Consider the following 18603-nt stretch of genomic DNA (forward strand, 5'->3'; position numbering starts at 1 on the left):
TGGTTTTAACCAGCGGTTTTATGTGAGACGCCTGTCGGGAACGGGCGCGCTGGCCCGTCCTTAGGAACAACGAGGCCCCAATGCTCTACGCCATCCTCTGCTACAACGACGAAGCGATCACCTCGGCCTGGACCAAGGAAGAGGACGACGCCGTCATGGCCAGGCTCGACGTGGTCCACCAGCGGGTCACCGCCGACGGCAAGCTCGGCCCGGCCATCCGTCTGCTGCCCACCACCTCGGCGACCACTCTGCGCAAGGCCCAGAACCTGGTGGTCGACGGCCCCTACGCCGAGACCAAGGAACAGCTGCTGGGCTTCTACATCGTCGATGTCGAAAATCTTGAGGACGGCCTGCAGATCGCCCGCGACTTGGCCAAGGCCAATCCCGGCGGCGCCTACGAGCTGCGGCCCATCGGCCTCTACATTCCCGGAAACGAGCTGAAGTGACAGAAGACCCCGCCTGGATCGACGCAGCCCTCAGCTCGGCCCGTCCGCAAGCGGTCAGCGCCCTCCTGCGCTACTTCCGCGACCTGGACCTGGCCGAGGAGGCGTTTCAGGACGCCTGCCTGCGCGCGCTGAAGTCCTGGCCCGAGAAAGGACCGCCACGCGATCCGGCCGCCTGGCTGATCCTGGTCGGACGCAACAGCGGCATCGACTCCGTCCGCCGCCGCGCGCGCCTGGAAGCCCTGCCCTCGGAGGAAAAGCTCTCCGATCTCGACGACGTCGAGGCGCCGCTGGCCGAGCGGCTCGACGGGTCCGACTATCGCGACGACATCCTGCGGCTGCTGTTCATCTGCTGCCATCCGGACCTGCCGGCCGTGCAGCAGGTGGCCGTCGCCCTGCGGATCGTCAGCGGCCTCAGCGTCAGGCAGATCGCCCGCGCCTTCCTGGTCGGCGAGGCGGCGATGGAGCAACGGATCACCCGCGCCAAGGCCCGCGTCGCGGGCGCCAAGGTGCCCTTCGAGGCTCCTGGCCCGGGCGAACGCGCCGAGCGGCTCGCCGACGTCGCCGCGGTCATCTACCTGATGTTCAACGAGGGCTATTCCTCGACCGTGGCCGAGGCCGACGCCAAGGCGCCGTTCGCCGAGGAGGCCATCCGCCTGGCCCGGCTGCTGCTGCGGCTGTTCCCGACCGAGCCGGAGATCATGGGTCTCACCGCCCTGATGCTGCTGCAGCACTCGCGCGCCGCCGCCCGCTTCGACGAGAATGGCCAGATCGTGCTGCTCGACGACCAGGACCGCGGCCGCTGGAACCGCCCGATGATCGCCGAGGGTCTGGCGCTCATCGACAAGGCCCTGCGCCACGCTGCGCCCGGCGCCTATCAGGTCCAGGCCGCCATCGCCGCCCTGCACGCTCGCGCCGCGCGGGCTCAGGACACCGACTGGCCGCAGATCGACCGGCTCTACGGCGCCCTCGAACTGATGACCCCCTCGCCGGTGATCACCCTCAACCGCTCGGTCGCGGTCTCCAAGACCCAGGGGGCGCAGGCGGCGCTGGCCATGATCGAGCCCCTGGCCGAGCAGCTCTCCGGCTACTTCTATTACTACGGCGCCAAGGGCAATTTCCTGATGCAGCTCGGCCGCAACCGCGAGGCGCGCGTCGCCTTCGACCAGGCCATCGCCCTTGCCAACAGCGCCCCGGAGGCCGCCCATATCCGCATGCATCTGGACAACCTGTCCAAGGACACTGAGGCGGGCTGAGCGGCGCTCCGCATTTTTCTTCCACGCGCCTGTCGATTTGAGCCGGCCTGGTTCGTCCTGGTTTCAAGCGCCCCGCATCGGGCCCAAGCTTTAGGAGGACGCATCATGACCAACACCGCCACGATGGACACCGCCGCCGAGATGTCCGGCGCCATCACCACCCCCAACTCGGGCGTGATCCCCCACCTCAACGTCGACGGCGCCAGCGACGCCTCGGCCTTCTACCAGAAGGCGTTCGGCGCCCAGGAGCTGATGCGGCTCCCGGCTGAGGACGGCAAGCGGCTGATGCACTGCGCCCTGCTGATCAACGGCGGCAGCCTGTTCATCTGCGACTGCTTCCCGGAGATGGGCGAAGGCTTCGCGCACGAGCCCTCCAACTCATTCACCATGCACCTGCAGGTCGATGACGCCGACGCCTGGTTCCAGCGCGCGGTCGCCGCCGGCGCCGAGGTGCTCTCCCCGCTCGAGAACATGTTCTGGGGCGATCGCTACGGCCGCCTGCGCGACCCCTACGGCGTCTGCTGGTCGATCGGTCAGACTGTCAAACCGGCCTGATCTGGGCGCGCGAAGGGGAACTGCACATGACGACGATTACCGACACCGCTCCGCCCGCCGCCGCCTCCAAAGCCATGCTCTGGGCCGGCCGCATCCTCACCGCCCTGGCGGTCCTGTTCATGCTCTTCGACATCTCGATCAAGCTGATCGACTTGCAGATCGTGCGCGACACCCTGATCCAGCTTGGCTACCCGCCAGAGCTCGGCCCGACCATCGGCGCCATCGAGCTGATCTGCCTGCTGCTCTACCTCTACCCGCGGACCGCTGTGCTGGGCGCGGTGCTGTTCACCGGCGTGATGGGCGGGGCGATCGCCACTCATCTGCGGATCGGCGACCCGCTGGTCAGCCACACCCTGTTCGGCGTCTATCTGGGCGCCGCGCTGTGGGGCGGCCTGTGGCTGCGCAGCCCCCGTCTGCGCGCGATCTTCCCCTTCAGCCGGAGCGCTTCATGACCGCAAAGATCGACGCCTATCTCGCCGGCCTGCCGGACTGGCAGGCCGAGGCCGCCACAACCGTCCGCGCCGCCGCCCGGTCGGCGGGCCTGGACGAGGACTTCAAGTGGGGCCATCCCATGTGGTCCTCGCCCGACGGCGCGGTCTGCCTGGTCAAGGGCTTCAAGACCCACATGACCCTGGCCTTCTGGCGCGGCGCGCAGATGGTTGAGCTGGACAGCCGCCTGGAGCCCAGCGGCGGCTTCAAGATGGCCTCCATCAAGCTGACCGGGCCCGGCCAGATCGAGACCGACGAGGTCGCCCCCCTCATAGAAGCGGCCGCCGCGCTCAACGCCGAGCACGGCGACCCTCTGAAGATGAAGGCCTAGGGCTGGGGCCTAGAATTCGGTCCAGCCCTCGGCGTCCTGGTCGTACTGCAGCTTGCGCGCGGCCCCGCCGGAGGCGGCGACCCGCAGTTGCGGCCGGCCCGGCTTCTGCGCCGCGGGCCTCGTCCTGGCCCCGCCGCGCTCGTCCAGCACGAACTGGGTCATCAGGTGGTCCAACTCCCCGGCCTTCTGCGCCAGGGCGTGGCTCGCCGCCGTCGACTCCTCGACCATGGCGGCGTTCTGCTGGGTCATCTGGTCCATCTCGTTGATGGTCGTGTTCACCTGAGCCAGGCTCACCGCCTGCTCCTGGGCGCTGGCGGCGATCTCGCTGACCAGGTCCGTGATCTTGGCGACCTCGCCGACGATGCGCTGCAGCGCCTGGCCGGTGCGTCCGACCAGCTCGACGCCGGAGCCGACCTGGGCAGTCGAGGCCGAGATCAGCGCCTTGATCTCCTTGGCCGCTTCGGCCGAGCGTTGGGCCAAGGCCCGGACCTCGGAGGCGACGACTGCGAAGCCCTTGCCGGCGTCGCCCGCGCGGGCCGCTTCGACGCCCGCGTTCAAGGCCAGCAGGTTGGTCTGGAAGGCGATCTCGTCGATCACGCCGACGATCTGGCTGATCTGGGTGGCCGAGGCCTCGATCTTGCCCATGGCGCTGATCGCGTCGGACACCACCACGCCGGAGGCTTCGGCGTCGCCGCGTGCGGCGTTCACGACGCCCTGGGTCTCCCGCGCGCCTTCGGCGGTCTTCTTCACCGTGGTGGTGATCTGGTCGAGCGCCGCGGCGGTCTCTTCCAGATTGGCGGCCTGGCGCTCGGTGCGGCGCGACAGGTCGTCGGCGGCCGAGCTGATTTCGTCGGTCCCCGACTGAATGCCGCCGGCGGCTCCGGCGACGTTGGACATGACGTTGTGCAGCCGGTCCATCGCCGCGTTGAAGTCGGCCTGCAGCCGCGCGTATTCCGCGGGGAAGTGGCCCTCGATGCGATAGGTCAGGTCCCCGGACGCCAGCTTCGACAACGCCGCGGCGGTGCCTTCGACGGCGACCACCTGCTCCTCGCGCGCGGCGCGGCGCTCGGCGTCGCGCTTCTGATGCTCAAGCTCGGTGGCCGTGATGTCGGTGGCGAACTTGATCACCTTGTAGAGCCGGCCGGACTTGTCGAAGACCGGGTTGTAGGTCGCCTGCAGCCAGATCTCGCGACCGCCCTTGGCCACCCGGTGGAACTTGTCGGAGAGGAATTCGCCGCGGTTCAGCGCCCGCCAGAAGTCCCGGTATTCGTCGCTGGCGCCGTATTGCGCCGTCACGAACAGGCTGTGCTTGCGCCCGATGACCTCGCCCGGCGCATAGCCCATGGCCGCGAAGAAGTTTTCGTTGGCGCGGATGACGGTGCCATCGAGTTCGAACTCGATCACGGCCTGCGACTTGTGGATCGCCGCCAAGATCGCTTCCAACTCTGCGACCTGCACGTCTGCGGCTTCTCGAGCCTTGCTCTTCTTGAAAATCATGTTCGCTGCCCCCCAGCGGACGGCCGCTTATGCGCGACCTTGATGCAAGCGAAAGGCTGCGACCGATGAGGTAAACGAAACCGTAATCCCGACCTCACGACTGACTGGAAGGCAGTAACCTCTACTCAATCAGGGTGCGACATTTCGCTGCGCATTGGCATTCATCAGGTCGGAGCTTCTGTTGGAGCCCGCCATCAAGGCCGACACTGCGCGCTTCCCCTGAGGAACATCCACGATCAATTGTACGAATATTACGGAGATTCCGCACAAGACCTCTCCACGCCCGAGCACAGCCGCGGTCGCCCACGGCACAGCCGATGCCGGAACGCCGGGCAATATTGAATACGGGCCCAGGACTTGGTCGACGCCTTGCTTGACACTTCCTGCGGCGTTCTGCGCTAGTTTCGGACTTGATATCCATTTCAGACACACAGCCAGTGACCGCCCAGGAATTGCCGGCTCCGGAGATCGCCGCACAGCTCGGCGAGCGAGCCTGGGACAGCATCGCCCTCGCGGGCCTGCCGCAGGACGACGTCGCGCTCAGAACCACGCTCGACCTGATGTTATCCTCGCGCCATCCCATGTGCCTGGGCTGGGGGCCCGAGCTCACCTTCTTCTACAACGACGCCTACGCGCCCTTCCTGGGGGCGCGGCATCCGGGCGCGATGGGTCGGCCGATGGCCGAGGTGTGGTCCGATGTCTGGCCGGACATCCAGCCGCTGGTCGTTCAGGCCCTCTCCGGCGAAGCCACCTGGGCCGAAGACATGCCGCTGGTGATGACCCGCAACGGTTATCCCGAGCAGACCTGGTGGAGCTTCTCCTACAGCCCGGTGCGCAATGACGAAGACGAGATCGTCGGCGTGCTCGACGTCTGCAGCGACTCCACCAGCAAGGTGCTGTCGCAGCGGCGCAAGTCGTTCCTGCTGGCCTTCAACGACAGCATCCGCAGCCTCGCCGATCCGGTGGAGATCACCAACGCCGCCGCCCAGATCCTGGGCGAGCACCTGAAGATCAGCCGAGCCGGCTATGGCCAGATCGACGAGGCGGTCGAGCACGTCCGCATCGACCTGGACTGGACCAACGGCGACGTCCCCACCCTCGGGGGCCAGACCCGCCGGCTCGACAACTTCGGCCCGAACATCGCCGAGGCCCTGCGTCGGGGCCAGCTGCTGCGGGTCGAGGACGTGCTGCACGACCCCCGCTCGGCCGACTTCGTCCGCGAAAGCGCGGTCGTCGCCCGGGCGGCCCTGGTGGTGCCGCTGATCCGCGCCGGCAGGCTGCGCTCGGTCTTCTACCTGCACGACCTTCTGCCCCGCCGCTGGACCGACGAAGAGGCCACCCTCGCCCTCGATGTCGCCTCCCGCACCTGGGAAGCCGTCGAGCGCGCCCGCGCCGAGGCGGAGCTGCGCGCCTTCGCCCAGACCCTGGAGACCCGCGTCGCCGAACGCACCCAGCAGCTGATGGAAGCCGAGGCCGCCCTTCGCCAGAGCCAGAAGCTGGACGCGATGGGCCAGATCACCGGCGGCGTCGCCCACGACTTCAACAATCTGCTCACCCCGATCCTCGGAGCACTCGACATCCTGCACCGGCGGGACCTGCCCGAACGCGAGCTGCGGCTCGTCGAGAACGCAATGGCCTCGGCCGACCGGGCCTCGGCCCTGGTCCAGCGGCTTCTGGCCTTCGCTCGCCAGCAACCGCTGAAGACCGAGCCGGTCGACGTCCTGAAGCTGGCGGAGGAGTTGCAGTCCCTGCTGACCAGCATCGTCGGTTCGCAGCTGCGCCTGCGGACGATCGGAACGCCTGGCCTGCCGCTCGCGCTCGCCGATCCGCACCAGCTGGAAATGGCGCTGGTCAATCTCTGCGTGAACGCCCGCGACGCCATGGGCGGGGACGGCGACCTGACGATCGAGGTCGCCGAAGAGAGCGTCGCCAAGGCCCGCGACCTCGCGCCTGGCCGCTACATCCGCCTCTCGGTCAAGGACACCGGTTGCGGGATGGACGCCAGCACGATCGCCCAGGCCGTGGAACCGTTCTTCACCACCAAGGGCGTCGGCAAGGGCACGGGTCTGGGCCTTTCCATGGCCCATGGCCTGGCGTCCCAGCTAGGCGGCGCGCTGCGCATCGAAAGCGTCGTCGGCCAGGGCACGACGGTTTCCATCTGGCTGCCGACGGTGGGCGACTGAAGCCCTTCCCCTCGCCGCCACGGCGTGCGTAACCTCGTCGGAACAACAAGTCCCCCGGGGGAGGGAACCTAGACTATGGCCGCGACCCACGCCGGCGCCGACGCGCCCGCACGCAAGCCGCTCTTCTCGGAGAGCTACAAACAGTCGGTCCTCTGGCTGCTGGTCCTGGCCTACACCTTCAACTTCATCGATAGGACGATCATCTCGACCATCGGTCAGGCGATCAAAGTCGATCTGAAGCTCACCGACACCCAGCTTGGCCTGCTCGGCGGCCTGGCCTTCGCCCTGCTCTACACGACGCTCGGCATCCCCATCGCCCGCCTGGCCGAGCGCCATAGCCGGGTGAACATCATCACCATCGCCATCGTCATATGGTCGGGCTTCACCGCGCTCTGCGGCATGGCCGGCAGCTTCTTCCAGCTGATGCTGTTCCGGGTCGGCGTCGGGGTCGGCGAGGCCGGCCTTTCACCGCCCGCCCACAGCCTGATCTCCGACTATTTCGAGCCGCAGAAACGCGCCTCGGCCCTGTCGATCTATTCGTTCGGCATTCCGCTCGGCACCATGTTCGGGGCCGTGGCCGGCGGCTGGATCGCCCAGAACCTAGACTGGCGCATGGCCTTCATGATGGTCGGCCTGCCGGGCGTCATCGTCGCCGTCCTGCTCAAGGTCTTCGTCAAGGAGCCGCCGCGCGGCTACTCCGACCGCCTGGTTGCCGATCAGGCCGCCGACCTGCCGGTGCTGGAGGGCGATGAGACCGCCCCGCCGGTGCACGCCAAGCCGCCGTCGATCCTGGCGGTCGCCAAGCGCATCTTCGGCAAGTGGGGCTTCTTCCACATGGTCGCCGGCATCACCATGGCCTCGTTCGCCGGCTACGGCACCGGCCAGTACTCGGCGCCCTACTTCATCCGCATGTTCGGTCTGGACCTCGCCACGGTGGGGCTGATCTTCGGCGTGGTCGGCGGGATCGCGGCCGGCATCGGCACGCTGCTGGGCGGCTTCCTCACCGACTGGGCCGCCAAGCGCTCAGGGCGCTGGTACGCCCTGGTCCCGGCCTTCGGCCTGCTGATCGCCTGCCCGCTCTACATCCTCGTCTACACTCGCGACGACTGGAAGCTGGCCGCCGGCCTGCTGCTGATCCCCGGCATCTTCCACTACACCTACCTCGGCCCGACCTTCGGGGTGATCCAGAACGCCGTCAGCCTGCGCATGCGCGCCACCGCCACGGCCCTGCTGTTCTTCGTGCTCAACCTGATCGCCCTGGGCTTTGGTCCTCCGTTCTGCGGCTGGGTGATCGACACGCTCAGCCAGGCCCAGTTCGCCGCCAAGGACCTCGGACCGTTCTTCGACATGTGCCCCGGCGGCGTCGGCAAGGAAGGGGCCGGCGCAGCGATCGACGCGGCCTGCAAGGCCGCGGTCGCCCAGGGCACCCGCGAAGGCATCGTCTGGAACCTGCTGATCTACGCCTGGGCCGGCATCCACTACCTGCTGGCCGCCATCACCCTGCCCAAGGACATGGCCGAAGCCCTGCGCCTCACCGAAGCCGAGGCGACCGCCGCGGCGTGACCGCTCCATGGCGATCGGCGGGCGAGCCTGCCGATCGCCAAGCTCTGGCGCGCCGACCATGCTTGCGCTTAGGCTGGGCGTCGCATGAATCTCAGCCCGCTTCCGCTCACCACCGTCGTCGGCGCCTTTCTCCTGGCGTTCCCGGCCCTGTTCTCGATCGTCAACCCGGTCGGGGCGGCGCTCACCTTCCATCAGGTGACCGAGGGACGGCCCGACCGCCATGAGCTGGCCTGGCGCATCGCCGGCTACGCCCTGCTGATCCTGCTCGGCTCGCTGCTGCTGGGCAGCTACATCCTCGGCTTCTTCGGGGTCAGCCTGGGCGCCCTGCGGGTGGCCGGCGGCCTGGTGGTGGCGATCCGGGCCTGGAGCCTGCTGATGGATCCGGAGGTGCAGGAGGACCGCAAGGCCAACGCCGCGGCCCCGGCCGAGAAGGGCGCGCACGACGACGTCGCCTTCTTCCCGCTGACCATGCCCTTCACCACCGGCCCCGGCGCGATCTCGGTGGCCATCGCGCTGGCCTCGCAGCGCCCGTCCGACGGCCAGGGCGTCGTGCCGTTCTTCATCGGGGTCAGCATCGCTGCGGTCCTGGTCGCCCTGATGGTCGGGATTTCCTATCGCTGGTCGGGCGTCGTGCTGTCGCTGCTGGGCCGTTCCGGCGCGCGGGTGCTCTCGCGCCTGGTCGCCTTCCTGCTGCTCTGCGTCGGCGTGCAGATCATCTCCAGCGGCCTGGAAAGCCTTGTTCCGACCTATCTTAAGGCCGCGAACTAGCCCGCCCGACATTGCGATTTTCGGCCTTCGGGGCTAACACCCGCCCGAAGGAGCCCCGCCATGATCCCCCGTTACGCCCGCCCGGAAGCCGCCAAGATCTGGGACCCGCAGACGCGGTTTAAGATCATGTTCGAGATCGAGGCCCACGCCGCCGACAAGATGGCCGAGCTCGGCGTGATCCCGAAGCTCGCCGCCCAGACCATCTGGGAGAAGGGCCGCGACGCGATCTTCGACGTCGAACGCATCGACGCCATCGAGCGCGAAGTGAAACACGACGTCATCGCCTTCCTGACCCACGTCACCGAGATCGTCGGCCCGGAAGCCCGCTTCCTGCACCAGGGCATGACCTCCTCGGACGTCAACGACACCGCTCTGGCCGTCCAGCTCAGCCGCGCCACCGACCTGCTGATCGAGGACGTCGACCTGGTCCTGGCCGCGCTGCAGAAGCGCGCCTTCGAGTTCAAGCTGACCCCCACCGTCGGCCGCAGCCACGGCATCCACGCTGAGCCGACCACCTTCGGCCTCAAGCTCGCCGGCCACTACGCCGAGTTCCAGCGCGCCAAGGAGCGCCTGGCCATGGCCAAGTTCGAGATCGCCACCTGCGCGATCTCCGGGGCGGTCGGCACCTTCGCCAACGTCGCCCCCGAGGTCGAAGCCCACGTGGCCGAGAAGATGGGCCTGGCCGTCGAGCCGGTCTCGACCCAGGTGATCCCGCGCGACCGCCACGCCGCCTACTTCGCCGCACTCGGCGTGGTCGCCAGCTCGGTCGAGCGCCTGGCCGTCGAGATCCGCCACCTGCAGCGCACCGAAGTGCTTGAAGCCGAAGAGTTCTTCGAGGTCGGCCAGAAGGGCTCGTCGGCCATGCCGCACAAGCGCAACCCGATCCTGACCGAGAACCTCACCGGCCTCGCCCGCCTGGTCCGCTCGGCCGTGGTGCCGGCGATGGAGAACGTCGCCCTCTGGCACGAGCGCGACATCAGCCACTCCTCGGTCGAGCGCGGCATCGCCCCGGACAGCACCATCCACCTCGACTTCGCCCTGCGCCGCCTGGCCAATGTCGTCGACCGCCTGCTGATCTATCCGGCCAACATGCTGAAGAACCTCGACCGCCTCGGCGGCCTGGTCCACTCCCAGCGCGTGCTGCTGGCCCTGACCCAGAAGGACATTTCGCGCGAAGGCGCCTACGCCGCGGTCCAGCGCAACGCCATGAAGGTCTGGCGCGGCGAGGGCAATTTCCTCGACTTCCTGAAGGCCGATCCCGAGGTGGTTCTGTCGGACGCCGAACTCGAGGAACTGTTCGACCTCGGCTATCACTTCAAGAACGTCGACACCGTCTTCGCCCGCGTGTTCGGCGAGGCGGCGATGGCCAAGGCGGCCGAGTAAGTTCCAAGCTGGAACGAGAAATAATCTCAAAGGCTTAGCTGGAACCGCCCGTGGGAGCCTCCGTTCACACCGCCTGAACGGAGGACCACATGCCTAGCAATAGCGAGATCGAAGCCAAGTTCTGGAAGGCCCTGAAGTCGGACATGACCCTGATGCTGGGTCTGTCCGGCGTCGAGGAGGGCCTGGCCCAGCCGATGACCGCCCAGCTGGACGAGGATCGCCCCGGTTCGATCTGGTTCTTCACCTCGAAGGACACCGATCTTGCCGAGGCCCTGGGCGACCGGCATGAGGCGCTCGCCCACTTCGCCTCCAAGGGCCATGACCTGTTCGCCACCCTGCACGGCGACCTGGTCGTCGACGACGACCCGACGGTGATCGACCGGCTCTGGAACCGGTTCGTCGCGGCCTGGTTCGAGGGCGGCAAGGCAGACCCCAAGCTGCTGCTGATCCGCTTCGAACCCGATCGCGCCCAGATCTGGCTCAACGAGAACAGCCTGTTCGCGGGCGTAAAGCTGCTGCTCGGCGGCGATCCGAAGAAAGACTACCAGGACAAGGTCGCCGACGTTCGCCTGAACTGACGCCGTCCGGGCCAACCTGGACCGCCAGCGGCCTCGTCGTGATCCAAGAGCGGCCCCTCTCCCGCCGGGGAGAGGGGCCGCACTTTGGGTTAGATCCGCTCGACGATGATCGCCGGGGCCATGCCGCCGGCGGCGCACATGGTCACCAGGCCGCGCTTCAGGTCGCGGCGCTCCAGTTCGTCGAGGATGGTGCCGATCAGGATCGATCCGGTCGCGCCGATCGGATGGCCGAGCGCCATGGCCCCGCCATTCACATTGACCTTGTCGCGGTCCAGATTGAGGTCGCGGATGAACTTCTCGGCCACCACCGCGAAGGCCTCGTTGATCTCGAACAGGTCGATATCGTCGAGGGTCAGACCGGCCTTGGCCAGGACCTTCCTGGCCGCCGGCACCGGAGCGTTCAGCATCAGGGTGGGGCTGTCGCCCATATTGGCCATGGCCACCACTCGGCCGCGGGCCTTCAGCCCGTTCTTGGCCGCGTATTCCGGCGAGGCCAGCAGCACCGCGGCCGCGCCGTCGACGACGCCCGAGGAGTTCCCCGCGTGGTGCATGTGGGTGATCTTCAGGTCCGGATAGACCTGACGGATCAGGTCGCCGTAGGTCGTGCCCTTATCGTCGACCGGCACGTTGGCGATCATCTCGAACGAGGCCTTCAGGCCCGAAAGCCCTTCCAGCGTGGTCTGCGGGCGCGGGAATTCCTCGCGGTCAAGCGCCAGCGAGCCGTCCTCGCGGTAGACCGGCACCAGCGACTTGTCGAAATGGCCGCCCTTGATCGCCGCGTCGGCCCGCTGCTGGCTCAGCAGCGCCAGTTCGTCGAGCGCCCGGCGGTCGATGCCCTCGAGCGTGGCGATGGCGTCGGCGCAGACGCCCTGTTGGCTCTGCGGGTGCCGTGCGCGCAGGCGCAGGTTGCCGCCGTCCATCATCGGCGGAACCGACGGGTCCCCGGTCGAGCTGGTGTAGGACATCATCTCGGTGCCGCCGGCGATCACCAGGTCTTCCATGCCCGACATGATCTGCGCGGCCGCGAGGTTCACGGCGGTGATGCCCGAGCCGCAGAACCGGTCCAGGGTCATGCCGCTGGCCTTGACGTCGTAGCCGGCGTCGAGCGCCGACATCCGGCCGAGATCCCCGCCTTGCTTGCCGCGCTGGCTGGAGGTGCCCCAGATGATGTCGTCGACTTCGCCGGTCTTCAGGTTGTTGCGCTCGGCCAACCCCTTCAGCACCGTCGCAGCCAGGTGCTGCGGGTGGAAATCGGCCAGCGCGCCTTTGCCGACCTTGCCGATGCCGCGTGGCGTGCGGCAGGCGTCGATGATCAGGGCCTCGGGCATTGTGGTTTCCTCCTGTTGGCCGGGCGCGCGCACCCGACGTTTGGAAGAAACAAGCCCACCCGCCGCCACGTCAGTCCAGAGGCTTTTCAGTCCCGGAGGTTAGAGCTCCAGGAAACTCTGGAAGCCGCCGTAGATCATGCGCTTGCCGTCGAACGGCTGGTTCTGCGGCATGTCCTTGAACCGCGGGTCGGCCATCACCTTGGCGTTGACCGCGTCGCGCGCCTCGCGGCTTTCATAGGTGATCCACGAGAACACCACGATCTCGTCGTCGGTCGCCTGCACGGCCCGCGGGAACGAGGTCAACTCGCCATAGGGCGTGTCGTCGCCCAGGCATTCGACGTAGCTCAGCGCACCGTGCTCCATCCACACCGTACCGCCCAGCCGCGCCATCTCCTTGTACGCCTCGATATTTCCCTTCGGCACCGCCAACACAAAGCCATCGACATAGGGCATTTCGGCCCTCCCTTTGCTGCTTCACGTCTCAAGGACGTTCGCCGCCCGCCGGTTCCGACAAAGACCGCAGGGGGAAATGGCGCCGACATCAGGGGTTTCACCTGATCCCGAGTGCAGGGGCACCCCCATTTTATGGCCGCCTCAGCATCGGAGTGCGCCATGCCTGCCAAAAAACCCAACATCCTGGTCATCTGGGGCGACGACATCGGGATCAGCAACCTCAGCTGCTATTCCCATGGCCTCATGGGCTACAACACGCCCAACATCGATCGCCTGGCCAGGGAAGGCATGATGTTCCTCGACTCCTACGGGGAACAGTCCTGCACAGCCGGCCGATCCTCGTTCATCACCGGTCAGAGCGTGTTGCGGACCGGACTTTCCAAGGTCGGCGCGCCCGGAGCGCCGGTCGGGATGAACGAGAAGATCCTGACCATCGCGGGGGCGTTGAAGAACCAGGGCTACGCCACCGGGCAGTTCGGCAAGAACCACCTGGGCGACCTCAACCACATGCTGCCCACCAACCATGGGTTCGACGAATTCCTCGGCAACCTCTACCACCTGAACGCCGAGGAAGAGCCGGAGATGTACGACTACTTCCCGGACAAGGACTTCCCGAATTTCCGTAAGAAGAACGGCCCGCGTGGGGTCATCCACTCCTGGGCGACCGACGTCGAGGATCCGACCGTCCACGAGCGCTGGGGCAAGGTCGGCAAGCAGAAGATCGAAGAGACAGGCCCGCTGACCAAGGAGCGGATGGAAACCTGCGACGACGAGTTCGTCGCCGCCGCCAAGGACTTCATCAAGCGCCAGAACGACGCCGACACCCCGTTCTTCGTGTGGGTGAACACCACCCACATGCACATGTTCACCCACACCAAGAAGTCGAGCCTGGGCCAGGCGGGCCGCTGGCAGTCGCCCTACCACGACACCATGATCGACCATGACAGGAACGTCGGCGAACTGCTCGACTACCTCGACGAGCTCGGCCTGTCCGACGACACCCTCGTGATGTACTCGACCGACAACGGGCCGCACCGCAACAGCTGGCCGGACGGCGGCATGACCCCGTTCCGCAGCGAGAAGAACTCCAACTGGGAAGGCGCCTTCCGCATTCCCGAGTTGGTCCGCTGGCCCGGCAAGATCGAAGCCGGCTCGGTCTCGCGCGAGATCGTCCAGCACCACGACTGGTTCCCGACGTTCCTGGCGATCGCGGGCGAGCCCGACATCGTCGAGAAGGCCAAGAAGGGCTACCAGGCGCTCGGCCGGACCTACAAGAACCACATCGACGGCTACAACCTGCTGCCCTACCTGACCGGCCAGGAGAAGGAGAGCCCGCGCAAGCTGTTCGTCTACATCAGCGACGACGGCGACATCCTGGGTATCCGCTACGACAACTGGAAGGTCGTGTTCATGGAGCAGCGGTGCCAGGGCACCATGCAGATCTGGGCCGAACCATTCACCCGTCTGCGGCTCCCCAAGCTGTTCAACCTCCGCACCGACCCCTACGAGTTCGCGGACGTCACCTCCAACAGCTACTATGAGTGGTTCCTCTACCACGCCTATATGCTCTACGGGGCCTGGGCGATCGCCGATCAGTGGGCGGCGACGTTCAAGGATTTCCCGCCGATCCAGAAGCCCAACAGCTTCACGATCGACGACGCGATCTCGGCGCTGCAGGAAGCCTCCACGACCGGCGCGTCCTAGGCCCGACGGATCGGAGCGACCACGGTCGCTCCGGCTCCTTCCGCGCCGCGCTTCCATTCCGTAACGTCACTATCCGAACATCCGCCGGATATTCGGGAGGAGACGACACGCCATGGACGCCGCCGCAATGAACGCCCTGCTGGCCAAGCAGAAGGCCGCCCACCTGCGAGACGGGGAGCCGTCGGCCCAGGTCCGGGCCGAGCGCATCGACCGGGCCATCGCCCTGCTGATCGACAACCGCGCCGCGATCGAGGACGCGATCAACCAGGACTTCGGCTCGCGTTCGCGCGAGGCGACCGCCTTCACCGACATCTCCGGCTCGATCGGCCCGCTGAAGCACGCCAAGGAGCACCTGGCCAAGTGGATGCGCCCGGAGAAGCGCAAGCCCACCCCCGCCATCCTCGGCCTGTTCGGCGCCAAGGCCGAGATCCGCTTCCAGCCCAAGGGCGTGATCGGGATCATCAGCCCCTGGAACTTCCCGGTGAACCTGACCTTCGCGCCGCTGGCCGGCGTGCTGGCGGCCGGAAACCGCGCGATGATCAAGCCGTCGGAGTTCACCCCGGCCACCTCGGAGCTGCTGGCCAAGATGTTCGCCAGCGCCTTCTCGGACGAAGAAGTCGCCGTCGTCACCGGCGGACCGGAGGTCGGCCAGGCCTTCGCCGGTCTGGCCTTCGATCACCTGGTCTTCACCGGCGCGACCTCGATCGCCCGCCACGTCATGCGCGCGGCGGCCGACAACCTGGTGCCGCTGACCCTGGAGCTTGGCGGCAAGAGCCCGGTGATCCTCGGCAAGTCGGCCGACATCGGCGTGGCCTCCGCCCGGATCATGAACGGCAAGACCCTCAACGCCGGCCAGATCTGCCTGGCCCCCGACTATGTGCTGACGCCCAAGGAGAGCCTGGAGCCGTTCATCGCCGGCGCCCAGGGCGCGGTCGCCAAGCTGTTCCCCACCCTGAGGGACAACCCCGACTACACCGCCATCGTCGCCCAGCGGCACTACGACCGGATCAAGGGCTATGTCGACGAGGCCCGCGCCAAGGGCGCGCGGGTGATCGAGCTGAAGCCCGAGGGCGAGGACCTCTCCCAGCAGGAGCATCGCAAGATCGCCCCGACCCTGATCATCGACCCCAGCGACGACCTCAAGGTCATGCAGGAGGAGATTTTCGGCCCGATCCTGCCGGTGAAGACCTATTCCGGCATCGACGAGGCCATCGCCTATGTGAACAAGGGCGAGCGCCCGCTGGGCCTCTACTATTTCGGGTCCGACGAGTTTGAGCGCGAGAAGGTGCTGAGCTCCACCACCTCGGGCGGCGTCACCGTCAACGACGTGATCTTCCACGTCGCCCAGGAGAACCTGCCCTTCGGCGGCGTCGGCCCGTCCGGCATGGGCAGCTATCACGGCGTCGACGGCTTCCGCGAGTTCAGCCACGCCAAGTCGATCTACACCCAGATCAAGGCCGACAAGCCGCTGCAACAAATGCGCCCGCCGTTCGGGCCTGGCATCCGCAAGTACCTGGACGGTCAGCTGAAGCGGTAAGGGGGGCCTTCGCTACTGGCCCAATTGCTTGAGCCAGGCGGCGGCCGTGGTTGGGCCGGCTGCGAAGGTGTCGGAGTGCTCGGCGATGGACTTGCGCAGTTCCAGCCCGACCGCTGGGCCGGTCGGCATGCCCAGCTTCTTGGCGGCGGCGTCGAGGGTCGCGTCCTGCTCGCGGGTCGCGGCCGGGGCGATGACCACGAAGTCCCAGCTGGCGCCGTCCTGGTGGACGTAGAGCTGCGAGGCCGCCATTCCCGCCGCCTGTGAAATCTGGTCTTGGCCGGCGAACCACCTGAGCAGCGCCACCTGTTGGCCGGGCGCGGCCCGGTAGATGCTGACGACCGACCTCGGGGCCTCCTGCGCCGCGGCGGGGGCGGCTGCGGTCATTACGCCAAGCACTGCGAAAACAGCGAAAACCGTACGCATGACGTTCTCCCATCCTGTTCTGTCGCAGACGACAGTGGGAGCATGCGCTCAGGCGCGGCAATTAGAAGCCGTTACGAAACAACGATTTGCGCTGCTGGGGATCGGGCAACAAAAAACGCCGCCCCGAAGGACGGCGCTGTTTGTTGGTCGGAACGTCGGACGTTATTCGCCGGAGCGCAGCTGTTCGCGAGCCTGGGCCAGCAGCTCGTCCATTTTCATGCGGACTTCGCCCTCGCTGACCGCGACGCCCGAACCCTTCAGGTCTTCGAACACCTTGCGCAGCACGTCGTCGTCGCCCGGCAGCTCGAAGTCGGACTTCACCACAGCCTTGGCGTACTCGGCGACGCTGTCGACGCCCAGGCCCATCAGGCCGGCAGCCCACTCGCCCAGCATGCGGTTGCGACGCGCCCCGGCCTTGAATTCCTGCTCCTGGTCGAGCTCGAACTTCTTTTCAAAGCCACGCTCGCGATCGTCGAAGGTCGTCATGTGTTCCCCAGTAGGCGGTCGGTCGGCGTTGCATATCCTCTGCGCCCGGTCCCCGCAACGTAAACGCACGAGGAGACGCTGCGGCTCTTACGCTGTTTGCGCCCAGGCGGCGCTTCCGCTAATTTCAAAAGGCCTCAAATGAGTGAGAGAGCCTAAAACTGGAACCGCGCGCGACGGATCGAAACGCGCGCTTTTTTCGTTTTCCGGTAGCGGCCGAGCCCTTGCTCTGGGAGAAGGCGCATATGACCACCCGCCGCAAGAAGATCTACGAAGGCAAGGCCAAGATTCTCTACGAGGGCCCGGAGCCCGGAACTCTAATCCAATACTTCAAGGACGATGCAACTGCGTTCAACGCTCAGAAGAAGGCGATCCTAGAAGGTAAAGGCGTCATCAACAATCGCATAAGCGAATACGTGATGATCAAGCTGAACTCGATCGGGGTTCAGAACCACCTCATTCGCCGTCTGAACCTCCGTGAGCAGCTGATCCGTGAAGTCGAGATCATTCCGCTCGAGGTCGTCTGCCGCAACGTCGCCGCCGGCAGCCTGTCGCAGCGCTTCGGCCTCCCCGAAGGCCAGGCTCTGCCGCGTTCGATCATCGAGTTCTACCTGAAGGACGACAAGCTCAACGACCCGATGGTCGCCGAGGAGCACATCACCGCCTTCAACTGGGCCTCGACCCAGGAGATCGACGATATGATGGCGCTGACGCTGCGGGTGAACGACTTCCTCACCGGCCTGTTCGCCGGGGTCGGCATCACCCTGGTCGATTTCAAGGTCGAGTTCGGCCGCGTCTACGAGAACGATTTCCCCCGCGTGATCCTGGCTGACGAGATCAGCCCGGATTCCTGTCGCCTCTGGGACAGCCAGACCAACGAGAAGCTGGACAAGGACCGCTTCCGCCGCGACATGGGCGACGTCATCGAGGGCTACACCGAAGTGGCCCGCCGTCTAGGCATCATGAAAGAGATGCCCACCGTCATCCAAGGAGGCCTGCACTAGTGCGCGCGAAAGTTCATGTGTTTCTGAAGCCGGGCGTGCTGGACGTTCAGGGCAAGGCCGTCGAGAACGCTCTTCACGGCCTGGGTTGGCCGCAGGTCGACGGCGTGCGCGTCGGCAAGACCATCGAGTTCGACCTGAAGGACGCCACCGACAAGGCGGCGGCCGAAGCCCAGGTGAAGGACATGTGCGAGAAGCTGCTCGCCAACACCGTCATCGAAAGCTACCGGGTCGAGGTGGCGTGAGGGCGCACTCCGCCCTCTTCTCACTTCTCCTGCTGGCCTCCGCCTGCTCGCCCGAGCCGCCCGCGGTACGGCCGCGGCTGGCGCTGGACTGCAGCCTTCCCTACCCCGTGCTCTCGACCAAGGTGATCGCCCAGCCGGGACTGGTCGCCGCGCCGGCGGAACGGGGCGAGCCCTATCGCTTCTTCAACATGGAAGGCGGCCGCGAGGCCTTTGTCTTCACCGTCGAAGGCGCGCCCGGCCATCCGGCGATCTTCAAGCAGGAAGCGGTGCAGGAGAACGGCCGCAAGGTCATGAAGAACACCGGCTGCGCCTATGGCGACAAGGCTGGATTCGACAAGATGATGACCTATCTGGAGAGCCTCAGCGCCAGATGAGGGGGCACA

20 protein-coding genes are annotated in these 18603 nt (G+C 66.8%); 15 read left to right on the plus strand and 5 right to left on the minus strand.

From position 1 onward, the window contains the following. The first annotated feature begins 80 nt into the window (after window positions 1-80). The 5 genes from AC1DQJ_RS09020 to AC1DQJ_RS09040 all read left to right on the plus strand — a co-directional run bounded on the left by AC1DQJ_RS09020 (window position 81) and on the right by AC1DQJ_RS09040 (window position 3074). Window positions 81-446, plus strand: coding sequence for a YciI family protein (locus AC1DQJ_RS09020; protein ID WP_477602384.1), 366 nt, complete (start codon window positions 81-83; stop codon window positions 444-446). After that, window positions 443-1699, plus strand: a complete 1257-nt coding sequence (locus AC1DQJ_RS09025; protein WP_477602386.1) for an RNA polymerase sigma factor — start codon at window positions 443-445, stop codon at window positions 1697-1699. The genes AC1DQJ_RS09020 and AC1DQJ_RS09025 overlap by 4 nt, the downstream gene beginning before the upstream one ends. A 105-nt stretch (window positions 1700-1804) precedes the next feature. Further along, complete coding sequence (locus AC1DQJ_RS09030) at window positions 1805-2254, plus strand: VOC family protein (RefSeq protein WP_477602387.1); 450 nt, start codon at window positions 1805-1807, stop codon at window positions 2252-2254. 26 nt (window positions 2255-2280) lie between these two features. Beyond that, complete coding sequence (locus tag AC1DQJ_RS09035) at window positions 2281-2706, plus strand: DoxX family protein (RefSeq protein ID WP_477602388.1); 426 nt, start codon at window positions 2281-2283, stop codon at window positions 2704-2706. Next, on the plus strand, window positions 2703-3074 hold the full coding sequence (locus AC1DQJ_RS09040) for a DUF1801 domain-containing protein (protein WP_477602389.1): 372 nt from the start codon (window positions 2703-2705) through the stop codon (window positions 3072-3074). The genes AC1DQJ_RS09035 and AC1DQJ_RS09040 overlap by 4 nt, the downstream gene beginning before the upstream one ends. Before the next feature lie 9 nt (window positions 3075-3083). On the opposite strand, the gene AC1DQJ_RS09045 is transcribed toward AC1DQJ_RS09040, so the two are convergent. After that, window positions 3084-4571: a methyl-accepting chemotaxis protein gene (locus AC1DQJ_RS09045; RefSeq protein ID WP_477602390.1), complete on the minus strand. Its 1488-nt coding sequence runs from the start codon at window positions 4569-4571 to the stop codon at window positions 3084-3086. A 437-nt stretch (window positions 4572-5008) separates the two neighbouring features. Between AC1DQJ_RS09045 and AC1DQJ_RS09050 the strand changes: the two genes are divergently transcribed. From AC1DQJ_RS09050 to AC1DQJ_RS09070, 5 genes are all read left to right on the plus strand, one after another. Beyond that, window positions 5009-6754: an ATP-binding protein gene (locus AC1DQJ_RS09050; RefSeq protein ID WP_477602392.1), complete on the plus strand. Its 1746-nt coding sequence runs from the start codon at window positions 5009-5011 to the stop codon at window positions 6752-6754. Window positions 6755-6829: 75 nt separating this feature from the next. After that, entirely contained in the window at window positions 6830-8317 is a 1488-nt protein-coding gene (locus AC1DQJ_RS09055; RefSeq protein ID WP_477602394.1) for a spinster family MFS transporter, read from the plus strand. 84 nt (window positions 8318-8401) lie between these two features. Further along, complete coding sequence (locus AC1DQJ_RS09060; protein WP_477602395.1) at window positions 8402-9085, plus strand: MarC family protein; 684 nt, start codon at window positions 8402-8404, stop codon at window positions 9083-9085. Window positions 9086-9145: 60 nt separating this feature from the next. Next, window positions 9146-10468, plus strand: coding sequence for an adenylosuccinate lyase (purB, locus tag AC1DQJ_RS09065; protein ID WP_477602397.1), 1323 nt, complete (start codon window positions 9146-9148; stop codon window positions 10466-10468). A gap of 89 nt (window positions 10469-10557) precedes the next feature. Continuing rightward, window positions 10558-11046 carry a pyridoxamine 5'-phosphate oxidase family protein gene (locus AC1DQJ_RS09070; RefSeq protein ID WP_477602399.1) on the plus strand — a complete coding sequence of 163 codons (489 nt, stop codon included), beginning with the start codon at window positions 10558-10560 and terminating at the stop codon, window positions 11044-11046. An 89-nt stretch (window positions 11047-11135) separates the two neighbouring features. Here the strand turns inward: AC1DQJ_RS09070 and AC1DQJ_RS09075 are convergent, their stop codons facing one another. Then, window positions 11136-12374, minus strand: coding sequence for an acetyl-CoA C-acetyltransferase (locus tag AC1DQJ_RS09075; protein WP_477602401.1), 1239 nt, complete (start codon window positions 12372-12374; stop codon window positions 11136-11138). Window positions 12375-12473: 99 nt separating this feature from the next. Then, window positions 12474-12827, minus strand: a complete 354-nt coding sequence (locus AC1DQJ_RS09080) for a DUF1428 domain-containing protein (RefSeq protein WP_477602402.1) — start codon at window positions 12825-12827, stop codon at window positions 12474-12476. A gap of 159 nt (window positions 12828-12986) precedes the next feature. On the opposite strand from AC1DQJ_RS09080, the gene AC1DQJ_RS09085 reads away from it, so the two are divergent. Beyond that, window positions 12987-14531: an arylsulfatase gene (locus AC1DQJ_RS09085; RefSeq protein WP_477602404.1), complete on the plus strand. Its 1545-nt coding sequence runs from the start codon at window positions 12987-12989 to the stop codon at window positions 14529-14531. Window positions 14532-14643: 112 nt separating this feature from the next. Continuing rightward, entirely contained in the window at window positions 14644-16068 is a 1425-nt protein-coding gene (locus AC1DQJ_RS09090; protein WP_477602406.1) for a coniferyl aldehyde dehydrogenase, read from the plus strand. 12 nt (window positions 16069-16080) lie between these two features. Here AC1DQJ_RS09090 and AC1DQJ_RS09095 read toward each other — a convergent pair whose 3' ends face one another. Both AC1DQJ_RS09095 and AC1DQJ_RS09100 read right to left on the minus strand, forming a co-directional pair. Further along, window positions 16081-16491 carry a hypothetical protein gene (locus tag AC1DQJ_RS09095; RefSeq protein WP_477602408.1) on the minus strand — a complete coding sequence of 137 codons (411 nt, stop codon included), beginning with the start codon at window positions 16489-16491 and terminating at the stop codon, window positions 16081-16083. Window positions 16492-16653: 162 nt separating this feature from the next. Next, the gene (locus AC1DQJ_RS09100; RefSeq protein WP_477602409.1) at window positions 16654-16977 is read right to left on the minus strand and encodes a DUF1476 domain-containing protein; all 324 of its coding nucleotides are present in this window, start codon (window positions 16975-16977) and stop codon (window positions 16654-16656) included. Window positions 16978-17219: 242 nt separating this feature from the next. Here AC1DQJ_RS09100 and purC point away from each other — a divergent pair, with 242 nt between their 5' ends. The 3 genes from purC to AC1DQJ_RS09115 are packed head-to-tail and all read left to right on the plus strand — an operon-like array spanning window position 17220 to window position 18594. Beyond that, complete coding sequence (purC, locus tag AC1DQJ_RS09105; RefSeq protein ID WP_477602411.1) at window positions 17220-17978, plus strand: phosphoribosylaminoimidazolesuccinocarboxamide synthase; 759 nt, start codon at window positions 17220-17222, stop codon at window positions 17976-17978. Continuing rightward, window positions 17978-18220 (plus strand): phosphoribosylformylglycinamidine synthase subunit PurS, encoded by a 243-nt coding sequence (purS, locus tag AC1DQJ_RS09110; protein ID WP_374653939.1) that lies wholly within the window; start codon window positions 17978-17980, stop codon window positions 18218-18220. Before purC ends, purS begins: the two co-directional genes overlap by 1 nt. After that, complete coding sequence (locus AC1DQJ_RS09115; protein ID WP_477602413.1) at window positions 18217-18594, plus strand: hypothetical protein; 378 nt, start codon at window positions 18217-18219, stop codon at window positions 18592-18594. Before purS ends, AC1DQJ_RS09115 begins: the two co-directional genes overlap by 4 nt. Window positions 18595-18603: the final 9 nt, after the last annotated feature.

The sequence above is a fragment of the Phenylobacterium sp. P4_E10 genome (genome assembly GCF_056401675.1).

Excerpts from the sequence above, each read along its gene's own strand:
- AC1DQJ_RS09075 (WP_477602401.1), bottom strand. The coding sequence starts at position 12,374 with ATGCCCGAGGCCCTGATCATCGACGCCTGCCGCACGCCACGCGGCATC.
- AC1DQJ_RS09060 (WP_477602395.1), top strand. The coding sequence starts at position 8,402 with ATGAATCTCAGCCCGCTTCCGCTCACCACCGTCGTCGGCGCCTTTCTC.
- AC1DQJ_RS09090 (WP_477602406.1), top strand. The coding sequence starts at position 14,644 with ATGGACGCCGCCGCAATGAACGCCCTGCTGGCCAAGCAGAAGGCCGCC.
- AC1DQJ_RS09055 (WP_477602394.1), top strand. The coding sequence starts at position 6,830 with ATGGCCGCGACCCACGCCGGCGCCGACGCGCCCGCACGCAAGCCGCTC.
- AC1DQJ_RS09070 (WP_477602399.1), top strand. The coding sequence starts at position 10,558 with ATGCCTAGCAATAGCGAGATCGAAGCCAAGTTCTGGAAGGCCCTGAAG.
- AC1DQJ_RS09080 (WP_477602402.1), bottom strand. The coding sequence starts at position 12,827 with ATGCCCTATGTCGATGGCTTTGTGTTGGCGGTGCCGAAGGGAAATATC.
- AC1DQJ_RS09045 (WP_477602390.1), bottom strand. The coding sequence starts at position 4,571 with ATGATTTTCAAGAAGAGCAAGGCTCGAGAAGCCGCAGACGTGCAGGTC.
- AC1DQJ_RS09085 (WP_477602404.1), top strand. The coding sequence starts at position 12,987 with ATGCCTGCCAAAAAACCCAACATCCTGGTCATCTGGGGCGACGACATC.
- AC1DQJ_RS09030 (WP_477602387.1), top strand. The coding sequence starts at position 1,805 with ATGACCAACACCGCCACGATGGACACCGCCGCCGAGATGTCCGGCGCC.
- AC1DQJ_RS09035 (WP_477602388.1), top strand. The coding sequence starts at position 2,281 with ATGACGACGATTACCGACACCGCTCCGCCCGCCGCCGCCTCCAAAGCC.
- AC1DQJ_RS09100 (WP_477602409.1), bottom strand. The coding sequence starts at position 16,977 with ATGACGACCTTCGACGATCGCGAGCGTGGCTTTGAAAAGAAGTTCGAG.
- AC1DQJ_RS09040 (WP_477602389.1), top strand. The coding sequence starts at position 2,703 with ATGACCGCAAAGATCGACGCCTATCTCGCCGGCCTGCCGGACTGGCAG.
- purB (WP_477602397.1), top strand. The coding sequence starts at position 9,146 with ATGATCCCCCGTTACGCCCGCCCGGAAGCCGCCAAGATCTGGGACCCG.
- purC (WP_477602411.1), top strand. The coding sequence starts at position 17,220 with ATGACCACCCGCCGCAAGAAGATCTACGAAGGCAAGGCCAAGATTCTC.
- AC1DQJ_RS09095 (WP_477602408.1), bottom strand. The coding sequence starts at position 16,491 with ATGCGTACGGTTTTCGCTGTTTTCGCAGTGCTTGGCGTAATGACCGCA.
- AC1DQJ_RS09020 (WP_477602384.1), top strand. The coding sequence starts at position 81 with ATGCTCTACGCCATCCTCTGCTACAACGACGAAGCGATCACCTCGGCC.